Genomic DNA, 17,073 nt, shown 5'->3' on the forward strand with positions numbered 1-17,073 from the left:
CGCGCCTTCGCGCCGCCCACCGTGTCCGGGGTGCGTTCCAGGCGGTCCGCGGTGCGGCGCAGGGCGATCTCCCGCAGGGCGGCCAGGTTTTTTTCCGTAAAGAAGTGCTCCATCGCCCGCGCGGCCTGCGCCCCCCGGTAGACCTTGCCCTGGCGCAGCCGCTCAAGCAGGTCGGCGGACTCCAGGTCGACCAGCTCCACCTGGTCGGCGGAGTCGAAGATAAAGTCCGGGATGCGCTCCTTCACCGTGACGCCCGTGATGGAGGACACCACGTCGTACAGGCTCTCGAGGTGCTGCACGTTCACCGTGGTATAGACGCTGATGCCCGCGCGCAGCAGCTCCTGCACGTCTTGGTAGCGCTTGACATGGCGGCAGCCGCCGGCGTTCGTATGCGCCAGCTCGTCGACCAGGATGAGCTGCGGGCGGCGCCTGAGGGCAGCGTCCAGGTCGAACTCCCGCAACGTGACGCCCTTATAGGCGACCATCTGGGGCGGGAGCTGTTCCAGGCCGTCCAGCAGCGCCATGGTCTCCGGGCGGGAGTGCGGCTCGATATAGCCCGCCACCACGTCCACGCCCGCATCCCGCGCCTGGTGCGCCGCCTCCAGCATGGCGTAGGTTTTGCCCACGCCCGCGGCATAGCCGAAAAAGATTTTGAGTTTTCCCGCGCCCTGCGCGGGCGCCGCCCCGTCCCCGGGGCGCATGGGCTCCGCCATAGGCGCACCTCCCGCAATTTTATCATCCGGTGTTTCTAGTATAGCACGGCGGCCGTCAATGCGGCGTTGCCTTTTTGTGCCTTCCCATTAAGATTGTGTAAAGATGGGAGGGCAAAAAGGGGAGGCCGCCCGTGGATGGGCGGCCTCCTATAGCCGGGACGGGGCGTTTACGCCGGGAGGACGCCGTCCAGCACCAGGTTGACCTTGAGCACATTGACGCGCGGCTCGCCGAATAGCCCCAGCGCGCGCCCCTTGGTGCATGCGCGGATGGCCTCCCGCACCGTATCTTCCGGTACGCCGCGCGCCTTGGCGATGCGCGGCACCTGGTATTCCGCCGCGTCCGGGGAAATTTCCGGGTCAAGGCCGCTGCCCGAGCAGGTGACAAGGTCTGCGGGCACGGCCGCATCTTCCATATCCGGGTTCGCCGCGCGCAGGGCGGCCAACCGCTCCGCGATGAGCGCATCGTATTCCTCGCCCGCCGGGCTGAGGTTGGACGCCCAGGCGTACATAACCGGTTCGCCATTTTCATCCGTGAACGAATTGACGTCCACGTTCATGACGCGCCCCCACAGGTGCCCGTCGTCGGTGAACTGCTGCCCCAGCAGCTCCGAGCCGTAGGACTTGCCGTCCACGGTGATGATGCTGCCGTTTGCCTGCCGGGGGAACAGCAGCTGGCTGACGCCGGTGACCAGCAGCGTATAGACGAGGCCGCACAGCACCATCATGGCCAGCAGCATGCCGCCCGCGCGCAAAAGCGTCTGTTTCATGGTATATCCTCTCCTTTATGGCCGGGCGCCGCCCGGCAGGTTTTTCACAGCGCCGCCAGCAGCGGGGCGACGATAAGGTCGATCAGCTTGATCGCGGCAAACGGGACGAGGATGCCGCCCAGGCCGTAGACCAGCAGGTTGTGCCGCAGCAGGCTACCCGCCGGCACCTCGCGGTACTTGACGCCCCTGAGCGCCAGCGGGATGAGCGCCACGATAATCAGCGCGTTATAGATCAGCGCGGACAGGATGGCGCTCGACGGGCTGGCAAGCCCCATGATGTTGAGCGCGCCCAGCCCGGGGTACAGCCCCATAAACAGCGCCGGGATGATGGCGAAATACTTGGCGATATCGTTCGCGATCGAGAAGGTGGTCAGGCTGCCGCGCGTCATCAGCAGCTGCTTGCCGATGCGCACGATCTCGATCAGCTTGGTCGGCGAGGAGTCCAGGTCGACCATGTTGCCCGCCTCCTTGGCCGCCTGCGTGCCCGAGTTCATGGCGACCGCCACGTCGGCCTGCGCCAGCGCGGGCGCGTCGTTCGTGCCGTCGCCCGTCATGGCGACCAGATGGCCTTCCTCCTGGAACTTGCGGATCATATCGAGCTTGGCCTCCGGCGTGGCTTCCGCGAGGAAATCGTCCACGCCCGCTTCCGCGGCGATGGCGGCGGCGGTCACCGGGTTGTCGCCCGTGATCATGATGGTGCGGATGCCCATCTTGCGCAGGTCGGCAAACTTTTCCTTTACGCCGTCCTTGATGATGTCCTTGAGGTGGATCACGCCGAGCACCTTATGGTTTTTCGCCACCACGAGCGGGGTGCCGCCCTGGCGCGCCACCTCGTCCACGCATTTGGCGCACTGCTCGGAAAACGGGTTGCCCGCCTGCCCCACGTAGGCGCGCACCGCGTCCGCCGCGCCCTTGCGGATTTCGCCGTCGTCGCAGTCCACGCCCGACATGCGCGTCTGCGCGGTGAAGGGGATGAAGCGCATGTGCGCCAGTTCCCGGCCGCGGATACCGAACTGCTCCTTTGCGAGCACGACGATCGAGCGCCCCTCCGGCGTTTCGTCCGGCAGGGAGGAGAGCTGCGCCGCGTCGGCCAGCTCCTGCTCGGTGCAGCCGTCCACAGGCAGGAAGGCCACCGCCTGGCGGTTCCCAAGCGTGATGGTGCCGGTCTTGTCGAGCAGCAGCACGTCGACGTCGCCCGCGGCCTCAATCGCGCGGCCGCTCATGGCCAGGACGTTGGCCTGGTTCAGGCGGCTCATGCCCGCGATGCCGATCGCCGAGAGCAGCGCGCCGATGGTCGTCGGCGCAAGGCAGATGAGCAGCGCGACGAGCGACACAGCGGAGGTCGGGTTCTGCCCGCCCATCTGGCCGGCGGAAAAGGCGGAGTAGGCGTACAGGGACGCCGTCACCAGCACGAAAATGATGGACAGCGCGACCAGCAGGATTTCGAGCGCGATCTCGTTCGGGGTCTTCTTGCGGTTCGCGCCCTCGACCATGGCGATCATCTTGTCGAGGAAGGAGCCGCCCTCCTCCTGCGTGACGCGCACGACCAGCCAGTCCGACAGCACGGTCGTGCCGCCGGTGACCGCGCTGCGGTCGCCGCCCGCCTCGCGGATGACCCTGGCTCTTNCACGATGCCGTCCGTAATGCCCGCCAACGACAGCACGAGCAGCACGCTCGTCAGGATCGCGGACAGGTATACGAGGAACATGACAGGGTTCTTTACCTGGTCGCGGGGCGAGAGCTTGCGGAATGCGTCCCCGGCCGCGCGGGCTATCATTTGCCTGTTTGTAAAGGATTTTTGTTTATTAGACATGATTTACACCTCTCAACCTAACCCGGTCATCTGGGTAAATTCCGCGATCGGCCCGAGGGAGAGCGCGGGGAAGAAGCTCAGCGCGCCGATGATCAGCACGATGAGGATCAGCAGGAATACGAACATCCCGTTGCTGGTGGACAACGTGCCCGCGCCCTCGGCCACCTTGCGCTTGCACACCATGCTGCCCGCGATGGCGAGCGTGGCCGCCATCGGCACAAACCGTGCAAACAGCATCACCAGGCCAAGCGAGACATTGAGGAAGGGCGTGTCACAGCCCATGCCGGCAAACGCGGAACCGTTATTGCCGCCCGCTGAGGCGTAGTTATAGAGCACCTCGGACAGGCCGTGCGCGCCGCCGTTGCCCAGCGCGTCCGCGGTCGCGGGCAGCAGCGTGGCGACGCCCGAACCGACCAGGATGGCGATCGGCGTGGCCAGGCACAACAGCACCGCCATGCGCATCTCGCGCGGCCCCACCTTCTTGCCCAGGTATTCCGGCGTGCGGCCGACCATCAGCCCCGCGATAAAGACCGTCAGGATGACGAAGCCTATCATGCCGTACAGGCCGCAGCCCACGCCGCCGAACACGACCTCACCCAGCATCATGAGCAGCATCGGCACCATGCCGCCGAGCGGGGTGTAGCTGTCGTGCATCGAGTTGACCGAGCCGTTGGAGGCCGCCGTGGTATAGGCCGCCCAGGTCGCGGAAGTCGCGATGCCGAAGCGGGTTTCCTTGCCCTCCATGTTGCCGCCCGGCTGCCCGTCCGTCGCGCTGACCGTGACCCCGCCGTCCTGCGCAAGCTGCGGCGTGCCCGCCTGTTCGGCCACGGCCACCGCGCCCAGCGCCGCCGCCAGCAGGATAAACATCGCGAGGAAGATCGCCACGCCCTGCTTCCGGCTCTTGACCGACCGGCCGAAGGAAAAGCACAGCGCCACCGGGATGAGCAGCAGCAATGTCATTTCAATCAGGTTTGTCCACGGGTTCGGGTTTTCAAAGGGATGCGCGGAGTTTGTGCCCAGGATGCCGCCACCGTTCGTGCCCGCCTGCTTGGGGGCGACCTGGCTGGCCTGCGGGTACAGGGGCACATACTGCTTTGTGACGACCTTTGCCCCCGGCACGGCGGCGCCGTCCACGGTGACTATCCCCGTCTCAGGGTCGGCCTGCGCGCCCGGGATCACCTCATAGCCGTCCGCCGTCTGCTGTACGGCGATTGGCTCGACCAGATCGACGGTCTTGCCGCCCCCCAGGCTCTGCGGGACGCCCAGCCCCGCCAGCGCAATGGAGGTTACAAGGCACACCGGCAGCATGATGTACAGCACGGAGCGGACAAGGTCGGCCCAGAAGTTGCCGACCCCCTTGCCGCCCGCCCGTACCAGCCCGCGCACCAGTGCAAACAGCACCGCGATGCCGCAGGCGGCGGAGACAAAGTTCTGCACCGTCAGCCCCATTGCCTGGGAGAAGTTTGACAGCGCCACCTCGCCCGAATAGGTCTGCCAGTTCGTATTCGTGACGAAGCTGACCGCCGTGTTGAACGCGAGGTGCCAGCTCATCCCGCCGAAGCCCTGCGGGTTCCAGGGCAGCACGCCCTGGAGCATCAGGACGGCAAACAGCACGGCCAGCCCGAACGCGTTAAAGGCCAGGGCGCAGAGCAGGTACTTCTTCCAGCCCATTTCCGCCGCCGGGTCGATCCGCAGCGCCTTGTAAATGACGTTTTCACAGGGGCGGACGAGCTTTGACAGGAATACCTTCTCGCCGCCCATCGCCTTACTGATATATTTGCCCAGCGGGATGGCGAGCGCCACCAGGACCGCAAGGTATAAGACATATTGCACGGTGCTTCCCACGCCGGTCACCCCTCCCTCATCAGCGTCCAGCCCAAGTAGGCCAGGACCGCAATCACGATAATGCCAATGCCGATCATAACGAACTCCATAAGATGTTCCTCCTTTTGCATCCCCTATGGTACCGCAAAAGGGGTAAGGGTGCCGTTCAAGGAAGCGGCGCCGCCGTTAAGATTGCGTTAAGGCGGCGGGGCGGGTTGCCCGGGAAATAAAAAAACGGGGCGCCCGATGCATGTACGCATCAGGCGCCCCGTCCAAAATCCGGTATGCCGTTGTCAGTTACGCGGGGGTATACGTGCCGGCCAGCTCCTTCAGGCTGCCGCCGATCTCGATAGAACCGTCGTCCCGGTACGTGAAGGTGAGCGCGCCGTCGTTATAGGAGGCGGTGTTGCCCTTGACGCGCGCCACGCCGGCCGTGTCGTCGGAGAACTCAAACTCAAACGAGGTCGTATCCGCCTGCATCAGCTCGACCGAGAGGCCGCCGTTTTGAAAGACGCCGTTCCAGTCGCAGACCGCGTCGCTCGACGGGTTATACAGCGGGAAATCGCTATACTCGCCCAGCTTGCCGTCCTCGCCGTAATTGTAACGGTCGCCGCTCTCGACATCGACCGCGACCGCGCCGGCCTTCTTGCCGTCCGCGCCCATCACGTCGAACACCTTATACTTGCGCCCCTCGGCGATATCGCTGCTTTCCACCTCGCCGGCCGCCTTGGAGGTATAGCCCTCGGGCAGCTTTTCATCGACAAGCGTCTTGCACTCCTCCTCCGTCAGCGTGGGGGAGGGCTGGGGCTGCGGGTCCTTATTCGCGTCGCCCGTCTGTACCGGCGGGGTTACGTCCTGTGTATCGTCTTTGCTGCACGCCGCCAGGCCGAGGCCGAGCACGAGCGCCAGGGCGAGCAGCCCTGCGAAAATCCTATTCCTTTTCATATTGAAACGTCCTCCTTTAAGGGTTCGGGGGGCGCTGCGCAAAACGCCCTGTTACAGCCTAATGATACCCTGTTCCCATGGAAAAAGCAAGAACATTCCGTTAACAAACTTTTACGTTTACGTGGCTTTTACGCGCGGTCCGAACCCTTCAAACAGGTAATCGACCGTTTTTTCCAGCGTTTTTTCGTCGGCATCGGCGAAGAGCAGCTCGTTCCCCGCCGTCAGCAGCAGGGCGAACACCAGCGCCGCGGCAAAGCGCGGCTGGATATCCTCCCGCACCTCGCCGTCCTCGATGGCCTTGCGCACGCTGGTTTCGAGCAGCGTCAGGATAAAGTCGCGCTCGCGCTCGCCGTAGTCGCGCATGAAGGCGATCGCCGGCTCGCATTCGCGCAGGTTCATCAGCGTGCCCATCGTGCCGCGCAGCATGTTGCCCGCGTGGCCGAGCATGGAGATGAGCTTGCTGCGGAACCCGGCCTGTTCCCGGCGCATAAACGCTTCCAAATTCCGGTTCATGCGGGTGATCCCCTCCGTCAGCACCGCAGTGAGCAGCTCGTTCTTGGAAGGGAAGTACTCATACACCGTGGACTTCCCAATGCCGGCGCGGCGGGCGATCCCCTCCATTTTGGTGCGTTCGTAGCCGCGTTCCGCAAATTCCTGCTCGGCGGCGGACAAAATGTCCGCGCGCCGCTGCATCCTGATTTCAGTAGACATAGCTTTTCCCCCCGTTTTTCCCCATGCGGATCAATCCGTGATGCCGGGCGTGTTCAGCGCCTCGTCCAGCTCCTTCTTTTCGGTGGGGAGCGGGCGCTCGCCCGGGCGGCGGTGGAACTTGCCTGTGATGCTGTCGATCACCGAATAATAGACCGGCGTGACGAACAGCGTGACAAAGGTGGAAATGATCATGCCGAAGATCATGACGATCGCCATCGGCTTCATCATCTCGTTGCCCTCGCCCATACTGAAAGCCATCGGCAGCAGGCCGAGCACCGTGGTCAGCGCGGTCATCATGACCGGGCGCACACGGCGCGGGCAGGCGTTGAGGATCGCGGTGTTCTTATCCTCGCCCTTTTGCCGCCGCGTCTTGATATAGTCGACCAGGATGATCGACGAGTTGACGACCGTACCGGCGAGCACGATGACGCCGATCAGCGCGGGCATCGAGATCGGGCGGCCGGTGAGCGGCAGGCCGAACAGGCCGCCGAGCAGGCCGAACGGCAGGATCAGCATGATGACGACCGGCATGACGAAGGACTCGAACTGGCTTGCCAGCACGAAGTATACGAGCGCCAGCGCGACGAGCAGCGCCGTGCCGAGCGCGGAGAAGGATTCGGCCATCTGCTCGCTTTCGCCGCCCATATCGTATTCATACCCCTCCGGAAAGTTGTAATCGTCCAGGATGGCCTGCACCTGCCGGGTGATGGCGGCGATATCCGCGCCCTCCTCGGCGGTGCCGGTGACGCTCAGCATGCGCTGCTGGTTTTCGCGGGAAATGGTCTGCGGCGCCATTTCGGTGGTGACGTTCGCCACGAGGTCCAGCGGCACCGAGCCGCCCGACTGCAGCGGGATCGGGATGGTCTTGATCGCGTCCAGGCTCCTGGAGCTGCTCTCGTCGCCGCGCACGACGATATCGTACTCGTCGCCCGCGATCTTGAGTTCGGTCGCGGTGGAGCCGTCGATCTGCGCGCGCACGGCCGAGCCGACCGTCGCCGCGGTCAGGCCGAAGCTGGCGGCGTTCTCGCGGTTGAGCATGACGTTGACCTGCGGGACGGCGTCCTCCGCGGAGCTTTTGCTCTCGGTCACCTGCGGGATCTCCTCAAAGCGCCGCGCCAGGTCCTTGGTGATGGCGGCCAGCTCGTCGAGGTCGTCGCCCGTGATGGATACGTCGATCGCGGAGCCGGTCATCGAGCTCATGTCCGCCGCGCCCGAGGTGGAGACCGACAGGTCCGCGCCCGCGACGTCCGCCAGGTCGCGGCGGAGCTGGTTGCCGACCTGGTCGGAGGAGCGCTCGCGCTCGGACAGGCCGACGAGGTTGACCGTGACGGTCGAAGATTCGTCCGACGCGGAATAGTACATGCTTTCCGCCTCCGGGATCGTGTCCTCGCAGATCTTCATGATGCGGTCGGACATCTCCGCGGTCTCATTGACCTTGGAGCCGATCGGCATCTTGACCGAGACCGAAACCGTGCCCTGGTCCATGGCCGGGATCAGCTCCATGCCCGCCGTGGCGATGCCGCCCAGGAAGATGACGAGCACGAGCACCGAGGCCACGCAGGACAGCAGGCGGTGGTGGATACAGAAGTTGAGGGACTTGTTATAGGCGCGCATGACCGGGTTTTTGCCCTGCTTGGCGAGCCGTTTGGCCTGCTTTTCGACCTGCTTGGCGCGCAGCTTGGGCTTGGTCTGGCCGCGGTCGAGCAGGATGTAGCACAGCAGCGGCACCAGGGTCAGCGCGATCAGCAGGGAGGACATCAGCAGGGAGACGATGGTCAGGCAGAACTCCTTGAACATCATGCCCGCGATGCCGCCCGCCAGCGCGATCGGCAGGAATACCGCCACGGTCGTCAGCGTGGACGCCATGACCGACAGGCCGACCTCGCCCGTGCCGTAAATGCACGATTCATAGCGGCTGTGCCCCTCGTCGCGGAAGCGGTAGATGTTTTCCAGCACGACGATCGAGTTGTCGACGATCATGCCGACGCCCATCGCCATGCCGCCGAGGGACATCAGGTTCATCGTGATATTGAGCCCCCGCATGATCAGGAAGGTCGTCAGGATACACAGGGGCATGGCGACCGCGATGACCGCCGTCGCGCCGAAGTTGCGCAGGAACACGAACAGCACGAGCGCCGCGAGCACCACGCCGATGATGATGTTCTGCAAGACCGAATCGACCGACTGGTTGATGTAGTCGGACTGGTCCATCAGGGCGAGGTACTCGACCTGCGGGATCTTCTCCTCGTGCAGCTTCGCCATGGCCGCCGCGGCTTCCTCCGCGACCGCGGCCGTGTTGACGCCGGAGCGCTTGTTGACGGAGATCTGCACGCACTCCTGCCCGTTGATCTTGGAGATATTGTCCACGTCGTCGTGCGTTTCATAGACGTGCGCGATTTCCGACAGGCGCACGGTGCCGCCCGTGGGCAGCGGGATGATCGTGTTCGCGATATCCTGGACGGACTTGTATTCGCCCGTGGTGCGCACGGTCAGCTTTTTGGTGCCGTTCTGCACCGAACCGGCCGGGATGGTGACGTTTTCTGCCGAAAGCATCTGCGAGATATAGGAGATGGACAGGTTATAGCCGCGCATGCGGTCGGTGTCCATGTCGATGGCGACTTCGGTCGTATAACCGCCCGTGATGTCGACCGAGGCCACGCCGTCGATACGCTCGAGCGCGGGGCCGATGGTGTCCTCCGCGATGGACTGGAGGTTTGCCAGGTCGGAACCCATGACGCCAAACTGGATGACCGGCATCGCGTCCGGATCCATCTCGATGACGGTCGGCGCGTTCGCGTCGTCGGGCAGGCTGCCCTTCATCTGGTCGATCTTGGCGCGGATATCGGTCAGGGTGTTATCCATATTCGTGCCGTCGGCAAACTGGACGATGACGATCGACACGTTTTCCTGCGAACGGGACATCAGGGTATCCATGCCCGCGATACGCGCGACGGTCTCCTCGACCGGGCGCGTGACGAGGTTCTCGACCTCCTCCGGGCCCGCGCCCGGGTAGGTCGTCATGACGAGCGCGACAGGCAGTTCCATGGTGGGCATCAGCGCGAGCGCCAGCCCCTGGAAGCTTGCAAAGCCAAACACCACGATCAGGATGTACAGCAGGATGATCATGACGCGGTGCTTGATACAGGTGGCGGCAAGTTTCATGTTTTAGCCCTCCGTCCCGGCCGCTTCGGCGTCCGGGGCCGCCGCGGCTTCCGCCTTCGGGGCTTCGGCCTTCGGAACCTCTTCGCCGTCCCGCACGACGACGCGCACATCCGCGCCCTCGGACAGGTAGCTCTGCCCCTTGACGATCAGCTGCTCGCCGCCGCCAAGCCCTTCGACGATCTCGGTGGTCTCGCCGGTGGTCAGGCCGGTGGTGACCGGCACCTTCGCCGCCTGCCCCTGCCCGTTGACGACAAAGACCCAGGAGGTGTCGCCATCGGTCAGCACGGCCTCAGACGGCACGACCACCACGTCGGTGCGGCGGTTCATGCGGAAAACGACGTTTGCAAACATGCCGACCTTGTACCCCGCCTCGGCGGAAACGTCCATTTTGACCTCATAGAGCTGGGTCTGGGCGTTCGTCGTCGGGGAAATCGACTGGATGGTCGCAGTGAACGGGTTCGCGGACACGGCGGGCACCGTGATGCTGACCGGGTCGCCGACGTTGATCGACGGGATCAGCGTCTCGGACACCGAGACCGACACCTGCGGCTTCTGGTTCTCCGCGATGGTCACCGCGGGGGTACCCTGGCCGGCGTTGTTGTTTTCCACCACGTTGACCGCGGTGACCACGCCGGCAATCGGCGCCTTGACCGAGGTATCCTTCAGCGTGTCGTTGACGTCCTTGATATTTTCGTCAAGCTGGGAAAGCTGGGTTTCCGCCGTCGTCTGCTGCTGCAGCAGCGCGAGCTTGGCCTGGTCGAGCTGGCTCTGAGAGGCCGCACCGATCTCCAGCAGCGCCTGGGTGTCGTCGACGTTCTTCTGCGCCTGGCGGATGGATTCGTCCATCAGCGTCTTGGTGCGGTTATAGTTGTCCAGCAGCGGCTGGTAGTTCTTCGTGATATCCTTGGGGTCGAGGGTAAACAGCACCTGGTCCTTCGAGACCGTGTCGCCCACCTTGACCTTGACGGAAAGCACCTTGGAGGGCAGGGGGGAGGCGACCGCCACCTCGCGGCTCGCGATGACGCGGCCGGATAGCTCGCTCTCGTTATAGATTTCGCCGCGCGCGACCGTCTGGGTCTCTACCGCGGTGCCTTTTACTGTGGAGTCGTCGTCCGCCGGGGCCTCCTCCGCCTTGCCGCAGCCGCCAAGCAGCAGCAGGCTGAGCGCCAATACCCCGGCCAGGGTTCTCTTGCAGTTCATTCTATGTAAGCTCCTTTATTCACACTGTGTTGACCGTCCTACCGGGCGCGCGGTCAGCTCCCAGAGACCACGCCGCGAACCGCCCAGTCGTACTGGTTCGTCGCGGTAAACAGGTCGATTTGCGCCTTCTGGGTCGCGCTGCGCGCGGCTTCCAGGGCTTCCTTTTCGGTCGTGTACTCGTTTTTCGAGATCAGGCCGCGCTGGTACTTGACCGCCGCCGCGTCGTACAGGCGCTGCTGCAGGTCCTCGTCCGCCTTGGCCTGGCTGTAGGCGCGTTCCTTTTCGGGGATCGCGTCGTACATCTTGCGGAAGTTCTGGGTAAGCTGCTGTTCCGCCGCCTGGTAGGCGATCTTGGCGGCCTCGTAGGCGTGCTTGGTGTTGGTCTTGTCGTCCTTGAAGTCGTTCGAGGCCGTGCGCATGGTGTCGTTCTTAAAGTACAGGTCGTAGCTCGCCTTGATCGCGGCCTTGAGGTCGTTATCATAGTTGCGCTTGCTGTTCGGCGAGGCGGGCAGGGGGCTGAGCGTCAGGTTGACGGCCGGGTCGATGCCCAGCATGAGCGCCAGGTCGCCCTTGAGGTTCTTGACCTGGTACTTGAGCGATTCAATCGTGCTCGCGGTCTGGCTGCGCTGGTTCTTGATCTTGAGCAGCTCCAGTTCGGAGACCTGCCCGAGGTCGTAGCGCTTCTGCATCTCGGTCTGCGCGCGGGTGAGCTGCTCGAGGCCGCGCTGCGCGTCCTGTTGCTGCAGTTCCATGGTGTGCAGGGTGATAAACAGCGTCTGCGCGCCCATGACGAGCTGGTCGGCGACATAGTCGTACTGCTTCTTGGCCAGCACGTACTGATCCTGGATCGAGGTGTCCGTGCGGATGCCCTTGGCCTGCCCCTTGTAAACGTCCGCGTTATAGTCAAAAAAGGACTGCACCGCGCCGAGGCCCTGCGTAATGGAAGATACCAGGTTGGGGTCAACCACAGACGGATCTAATTGTTCGATCTCCGCGATCGAATCACTGATCTGCCCGCTCAGCATCTGCATAAAGCTCTGGCTGCTCGAGGCCGCGAACTCCTGCGCGTCGGTATCCATCGCGCTGATGCCCGCAAGGGTCTCGTTGTTGGACTTGACCGTCAGGTTGTTTTCGCGGATCGTGCGGTCAAGGCCGGTAAAGCCGATGTTGCGGGACGTGGGCTGCGCGCTGTCCACGCCGTCCGCCGTGCCCGTCTTGGCGGGATTGCCGGATGCAGCCACCGCGGCGACCGCATCCGGGGCGGCCGNTGATCGTCAGCACGCCCGCCAGCAGCATTGCAATGAGTCGTTTCATTAGGGGGTCCCTCCCTATCCCTATTTTAATTTTTATTGTTCCTATTTATCACCCGACCGACCGGTCGGTCGGCAGCGTACTTAATTATACGACGGGCGGCGGCCATCGTCAAGAAGCGTTAGGTAAATTTTTAGGAAGGCAAAACAAAAAGTACAGGCAAAATGCCTGTACTTTTCAAACCGCTGTTTTTTGTTCACAAATCGTTCACAATCCGCAGGCGGCGCGGCGCGGCTTACACCGGCTGCTCGGCGATACGGTAGATCTCCAGGATCCTCGCCTTGTCCATTTCGCCATAGCACGAGGGCGCGCATTTCGTGCCGTTTGCCGTGGTCAGGTTGACGACGTCCTCGTAATCCGCGGGCGTGATGCCGAGGCCTCCCATAGTGACCGGCATGCCGATCTCCCCAAAATACGCCTGCATCGCGCGGATGCCCTGCAGGGCGGTGCGCTCCGGATGGTCAAAATCCATCTCGCAGCCCCAGACGCGCACGGCGAGCTGGGCAAACTTGCGCACATCCTGCCGGTACACCGCCTTCGCCCAGGCCGGGAACAGCACGGAAAGCCCCGCGCCGTGCGCGATATGGTCGTGCAGGCCGGAAAAATCGTGCTCCAGCTTGTGGACGGTAAAGGTATGGTTATGGCCGCAGCCGGTCAGCGTGTTGTGCGACAGGGAGGACGCCCACATGAGCGTGGCGCGCGCCTCATAATCCTCGGGATGTGCGATGGCGATGCGTCCCGCGTCGCGCACGGCGACGAGCAGCCCCTCGGCCAGCCGGTCGGTCAGGTCGGTATCGGTATCCGGGGTAAAGTAGCGCTCCATGGTGTGCATCATCGTGTCGACGATGCCGCAGCCGGTCTGGAACTTGGATACCGTAAAGGTATTTTCCGGGTTCAGGAAGGACACGAGCGGCCGGTTCAGCTCGGTCGTCAGGCCGCGCTTGAGGTGCGTCACCTCATCGGTGATGACGCAGGAATTGCTCATTTCGCTGCCCGCGGCCGCGAGCGTCAGCACCGTGCCGAAGGGCGTGGTCTTTTTCGGCGGCTCGCCGCCGGAAATATACTCCCACGGGTCGCGCCCCTCCGCGTAGCCGTGCGCGATCGCCTTGGCCGAGTCGATGACCGAGCCGCCGCCGACCGCGAGCACGAAGTCCACCTTTTCCCGCTTGCAGGTTTCGATGCCCTCGCGCACCAGCGAAAGCTTGGGGTTCGGCGCAACGCCGCCCAGCTCCACGTAGGAAAGCCCCGCCTCCCGCAGGCTGGCTTCGACCTTATCGAGCAGCCCGCTGCGCCGCACCGAGCCGCCGCCGAAATGCAGCAGTACGCGGGTCGCGCCGCGCGCCTTGAGTTCCGCGCCGGCCTGCGCCTCCGCCCCGCGGCCAAAAACTACCTTCGTCGGCGTGTTGTAAATAAAATTCAGCATTTGCATTCCCTCCGCTGCCCGTTTGTATGGCCTTTCTTGCATACTTCCCATTATACCCGCCGAAATCCCGTTGTCAATCGCAGGGAGGCTTGCCAAACCGCCGCGGGCGCGTTAAAATAGACCGGCGGCATGGCGGCCAGCCGTACCGGTTTTGCGCCAAACGGCCGCCCGGGCATCCCGGCGCAAGCCCGCGGGCTTTTGCCCGGAACCAAAGCTTTTTACCGTATCCTATCAATCACTATAATAAAAGGAGGGCATCCCCTTGGAACATCCATCCACCTGGACGCTAATCCGGCGGTTTTCCCCGTATTTTAAGAAATACCGCCTGACGCTGTTCTTCGACCTGTTTTGCGCCACCTTGACCTCGGTGTGCGACATCGTACTGCCGATGCTGGTGCGCTTCCTCGCGCAGCTCGGCATGGGCGACATGGCGTCGCTCACCGTGACGGTGATCGCCAAGGTCGCAGGCCTGTACCTCATCCTGCGCGTGATCGACGTGGCCGCATCCTATTTTATGGCGAACGTCGGCCATGTCATGGGCGCGAAAATCGAGACCGATATGCGCTCCGCGCTGTTTTCGCACTTGCAGCGGCTGTCCTTCTCCTATTTCAGCAGTATGAAGACCGGCCAGCTCATGGCGCGCATCACCTCCGACCTGTTTGACGTCACCGAGTTTGCGCACCATTGCCCGGAGGAATTCTACATCGCGGCGGTCAAGATCGTCGTATCCTTCCTGATCCTGTGCACGATCAACGTGCCGCTGACGCTGATTATCTTTGCCGTGGTGCCGGTCATGGCCATCTGCGCCGGGCTGCTCAACGGCGCGATGCGCCGCACCTTCCGCAAGAACCGCCAGCAGGTGGGCGAGGTCAACGCGCAGGTCGAGGACTCGCTGCTCGGTATCCGCGTCGTGCAGTCCTTCACCGGCGAAGCCCGCGAGATCGAAAAATTTGAAGAGGGCAACCGCGAATGGCTGTCCATCAAGAAGGAAAACTACCGCTGGATGGGCTCGTTTACGGCGACCACGCGCGCCTTTGACGGCCTGATGTACCTGACCGTCATCGTGGCGGGCGGCCTGTTCATGCTGCGCGGCGTCATCGACCCGGCCGATCTCATGGCCTACCTGCTGTATGTCACCACGCTGCTCGCGACGATCCGCCGCATTGTGGAGTTTGCCGAGCAGTTCCAGCGCGGCATGACCGGCATCGAGCGCTTTTTCGAGGTCATGGACGCGCCGCCGGAGATCACCGACCCGGAAAGCCCGGCGGACCTCGGCGCGGCGCGCGGCGAGATCGCCTTTGAACACGTCTCCTTCGCCTATGCCGACGACCCAGGCACCCCGGTGCTGACCGACGTAAACCTGCACATCCGCGCGGGCGAGAACGTCGCGCTCGTCGGCCCGTCCGGCGGCGGCAAAACCACCATGTGCAACCTGATCCCGCGCTTTTACGACCCGGTTGCCGGCCGCGTGACCGTCGACGGGCATGACGTACGCACGCTCTCGCTCGCGTCCCTGCGCCGCCAAATCGGCGTGGTGCAGCAGGACGTGTACCTGTTTGCGGGCACGATCTTTGAAAATATCGCGTACGGCAAGCCGCATGCGACGCGCGCGGAGGTCGAACAGGCGGCCAAGCTCGCGGGCGCGCACGATTTTATCCTGGATACGCCGGACGGCTACGACACCTATGTCGGCGAGCGCGGCGTGCGCCTGTCCGGCGGGCAGAAGCAGCGCATCTCGATCGCGCGCGTGTTCCTCAAGAACCCGCCGATCCTGCTGCTCGACGAGGCGACCTCGGCGCTCGATAACGAATCCGAGCGGCTGGTGCAGCAGTCCCTGGAGCGCCTGGCCAAGGGGCGCACCACGCTGACCATCGCGCACCGCCTGTCCACCATCCGCGGCGCGGACCGCATCGTCGTGCTGTCGGAGGACGGCATCGCCGAGCAGGGCACCCACGCGGAGTTGCTTGCCCGCGGCGGGCTGTACGCGCAGCTTTGCCAGCTTGCGGAGCAGTCCTGAGGGGAAGCGAACCCCCGGGGCGCCCTTCCCGATGATGGCGCGCCTTAGAAAAATACAAAAAAGGGTTTAGGGGGATTGCCCCTAAACCCTTTTCCCTTATTTATGATACCTTAAATTTTAATCCCCAGCGCGCGGCACACCTGTCGCCACTCCCGGACGCCCCTCGACAGCAGCCCCGGGGCAAGCGTATCCGCCTGCCCGTCCCGGCCGGTGACCGGCAGGGGTTCGCCCCCGGCCAGCGTGCGCGCCAGGGCGCGGCAATCCGCCCAGACCATGCGCTGCACCTCCGGGCCGGGCGTAAACGCCGGTGCGGCGGGGGCAAAATAGGCGAAGGAGGCGGCCAGCTCGTCGTCCACAAAGTCGGGCGCATNGGCCGACAAGGGCGGCGTTACAGGTGAACTGCGGCTGCAGGAACCGCGCGCGCGTGCCGTCCGCGAAGGCGCGCCAGCTCCGGGAGATAAAGGTCTCGAACGCCGCGGGCAGGCCGTCCGCCCGCAGGGAAGACTGCCGGCGCTCCATCAGGATGCGCACCAGGTTGGTATACAGCCGCTCCTTGACCATATCGTAGACCTTGTCCGCCAGCTTTTCCGGCGTGGTATCCGCGCAGCGCGCCAGGAACCGCAGCGCGGGCAGCGGCGCTTCCGCGTCGAACCGGTTGAAATCGCCCTTGATATGCATGATATCCGTCGGGGTCAGCCCCGCCCGCTGGATCACGCCCTCGCGCTCCAGCCGCTCGGGGCGCAGCATGTATTTGTCCAGCCCGGCCGCCGCGGCCAAGTCCCCAAACACCATCGGACCCTCCCGCAGGGCGGAGATCAAGCGGTGCTCCGTCTTGTCGTAGCGCGGGTCGCCCTCCGCCACGTCGCGCAGGAGCACGAAGCACTCGTGCAGCGGCAGCGTATGGCGCGGCACGTCGTCCGCGAGCGCCCATAGCCGCTTTTTGACCGCGGGGTACCGCTGCCCCAGCACGCACAGCGGCATCAGGCGGCGCTGCATGAGCGCGGGGCGCTCGCCCTCCACCCGCACGCCGGTGTCTCCGCCGAGCGCAAAGGTGTCGATATCCAGCCCCTTGGCAAAGGTGCGCCAGCGCCCGACGCGGATGCCGTCCACCGCACGCAGGGGCACGCCGTCCGCCGCGAGCGCGACATCGGTCGTCGTGCCGCCCATATCGGCGAGCACGCAGTCGC

11 protein-coding genes and 1 pseudogene are annotated in these 17,073 nt (G+C 64.2%); 1 reads left to right on the top strand and 11 read right to left on the bottom strand.

The features are described 5' to 3' along the window. From CZ203_RS03380 to CZ203_RS03425, 10 genes and pseudogenes are all read right to left on the bottom strand, one after another. Positions 1–713: histidine kinase (locus CZ203_RS03380; RefSeq protein ID WP_456236181.1), on the bottom strand; the 713-nt coding region annotated here is incomplete at its 3' end. A gap of 167 nt (positions 714–880) precedes the next feature. Beyond that, a complete protein-coding gene (kdpC, locus tag CZ203_RS03385; RefSeq protein ID WP_087064776.1) occupies positions 881–1,480 on the bottom strand; it encodes a potassium-transporting ATPase subunit KdpC in 600 nt (199 codons plus the stop codon). A 44-nt stretch (positions 1,481–1,524) separates the two neighbouring features. Continuing rightward, positions 1,525–3,293: pseudogene (gene kdpB / locus CZ203_RS03390) on the bottom strand (potassium-transporting ATPase subunit KdpB). A 12-nt stretch (positions 3,294–3,305) separates the two neighbouring features. Next, a complete protein-coding gene (kdpA, locus tag CZ203_RS03395) occupies positions 3,306–5,138 on the bottom strand; it encodes a potassium-transporting ATPase subunit KdpA (protein ID WP_087064832.1) in 1,833 nt (610 codons plus the stop codon). 276 nt (positions 5,139–5,414) lie between these two features. Beyond that, the gene (locus tag CZ203_RS03400; RefSeq protein WP_087064777.1) at positions 5,415–6,062 is read right to left on the bottom strand and encodes a hypothetical protein; all 648 of its coding nucleotides are present in this window, start codon (positions 6,060–6,062) and stop codon (positions 5,415–5,417) included. Positions 6,063–6,179: 117 nt separating this feature from the next. Then, positions 6,180–6,773 carry a TetR/AcrR family transcriptional regulator gene (locus CZ203_RS03405; protein ID WP_087064778.1) on the bottom strand — a complete coding sequence of 198 codons (594 nt, stop codon included), beginning with the start codon at positions 6,771–6,773 and terminating at the stop codon, positions 6,180–6,182. Between the two features lie 30 nt (positions 6,774–6,803). Then, positions 6,804–9,935, bottom strand: coding sequence for an efflux RND transporter permease subunit (locus CZ203_RS03410; protein ID WP_087064779.1), 3,132 nt, complete (start codon positions 9,933–9,935; stop codon positions 6,804–6,806). A gap of 3 nt (positions 9,936–9,938) precedes the next feature. Next, a complete protein-coding gene (locus CZ203_RS03415) occupies positions 9,939–11,135 on the bottom strand; it encodes an efflux RND transporter periplasmic adaptor subunit (RefSeq protein WP_087064780.1) in 1,197 nt (398 codons plus the stop codon). 53 nt (positions 11,136–11,188) lie between these two features. After that, positions 11,189–12,376 carry a TolC family protein gene (locus CZ203_RS03420; protein ID WP_087064781.1) on the bottom strand — a complete coding sequence of 396 codons (1,188 nt, stop codon included), beginning with the start codon at positions 12,374–12,376 and terminating at the stop codon, positions 11,189–11,191. A 305-nt stretch (positions 12,377–12,681) separates the two neighbouring features. Then, a complete protein-coding gene (locus CZ203_RS03425; RefSeq protein ID WP_087064782.1) occupies positions 12,682–13,869 on the bottom strand; it encodes an iron-containing alcohol dehydrogenase in 1,188 nt (395 codons plus the stop codon). 262 nt (positions 13,870–14,131) lie between these two features. On the opposite strand from CZ203_RS03425, the gene CZ203_RS03430 reads away from it, so the two are divergent. After that, positions 14,132–15,886, top strand: a complete 1,755-nt coding sequence (locus CZ203_RS03430) for an ABC transporter ATP-binding protein (protein WP_227105399.1) — start codon at positions 14,132–14,134, stop codon at positions 15,884–15,886. 117 nt (positions 15,887–16,003) lie between these two features. Here CZ203_RS03430 and CZ203_RS03435 read toward each other — a convergent pair whose 3' ends face one another. Continuing rightward, positions 16,004–17,053: a hypothetical protein gene (locus tag CZ203_RS03435; RefSeq protein WP_456236182.1), complete on the bottom strand. Its 1,050-nt coding sequence runs from the start codon at positions 17,051–17,053 to the stop codon at positions 16,004–16,006. Between the last annotated feature and the right edge of the window lie 20 nt (positions 17,054–17,073).

Origin of the sequence: Intestinibacillus massiliensis (genome assembly GCF_900155735.1) — a bacterium.
GTDB classification, from domain to species: domain Bacteria; phylum Bacillota; class Clostridia; order Oscillospirales; family Butyricicoccaceae; genus Intestinibacillus; species Intestinibacillus massiliensis.

What these genes read in the sequence shown, in the direction of transcription:
- kdpC (WP_087064776.1), bottom strand. Translation starts at nt 1,480, where the DNA reads ATGAAACAGACGCTTTTGCGCGCGGGCGGCATGCTGCTGGCCATGATG.
- CZ203_RS03400 (WP_087064777.1), bottom strand. Translation starts at nt 6,062, where the DNA reads ATGAAAAGGAATAGGATTTTCGCAGGGCTGCTCGCCCTGGCGCTCGTG.
- CZ203_RS03405 (WP_087064778.1), bottom strand. Translation starts at nt 6,773, where the DNA reads ATGTCTACTGAAATCAGGATGCAGCGGCGCGCGGACATTTTGTCCGCC.
- CZ203_RS03410 (WP_087064779.1), bottom strand. Translation starts at nt 9,935, where the DNA reads ATGAAACTTGCCGCCACCTGTATCAAGCACCGCGTCATGATCATCCTG.
- CZ203_RS03415 (WP_087064780.1), bottom strand. Translation starts at nt 11,135, where the DNA reads ATGAACTGCAAGAGAACCCTGGCCGGGGTATTGGCGCTCAGCCTGCTG.
- CZ203_RS03425 (WP_087064782.1), bottom strand. Translation starts at nt 13,869, where the DNA reads ATGCTGAATTTTATTTACAACACGCCGACGAAGGTAGTTTTTGGCCGC.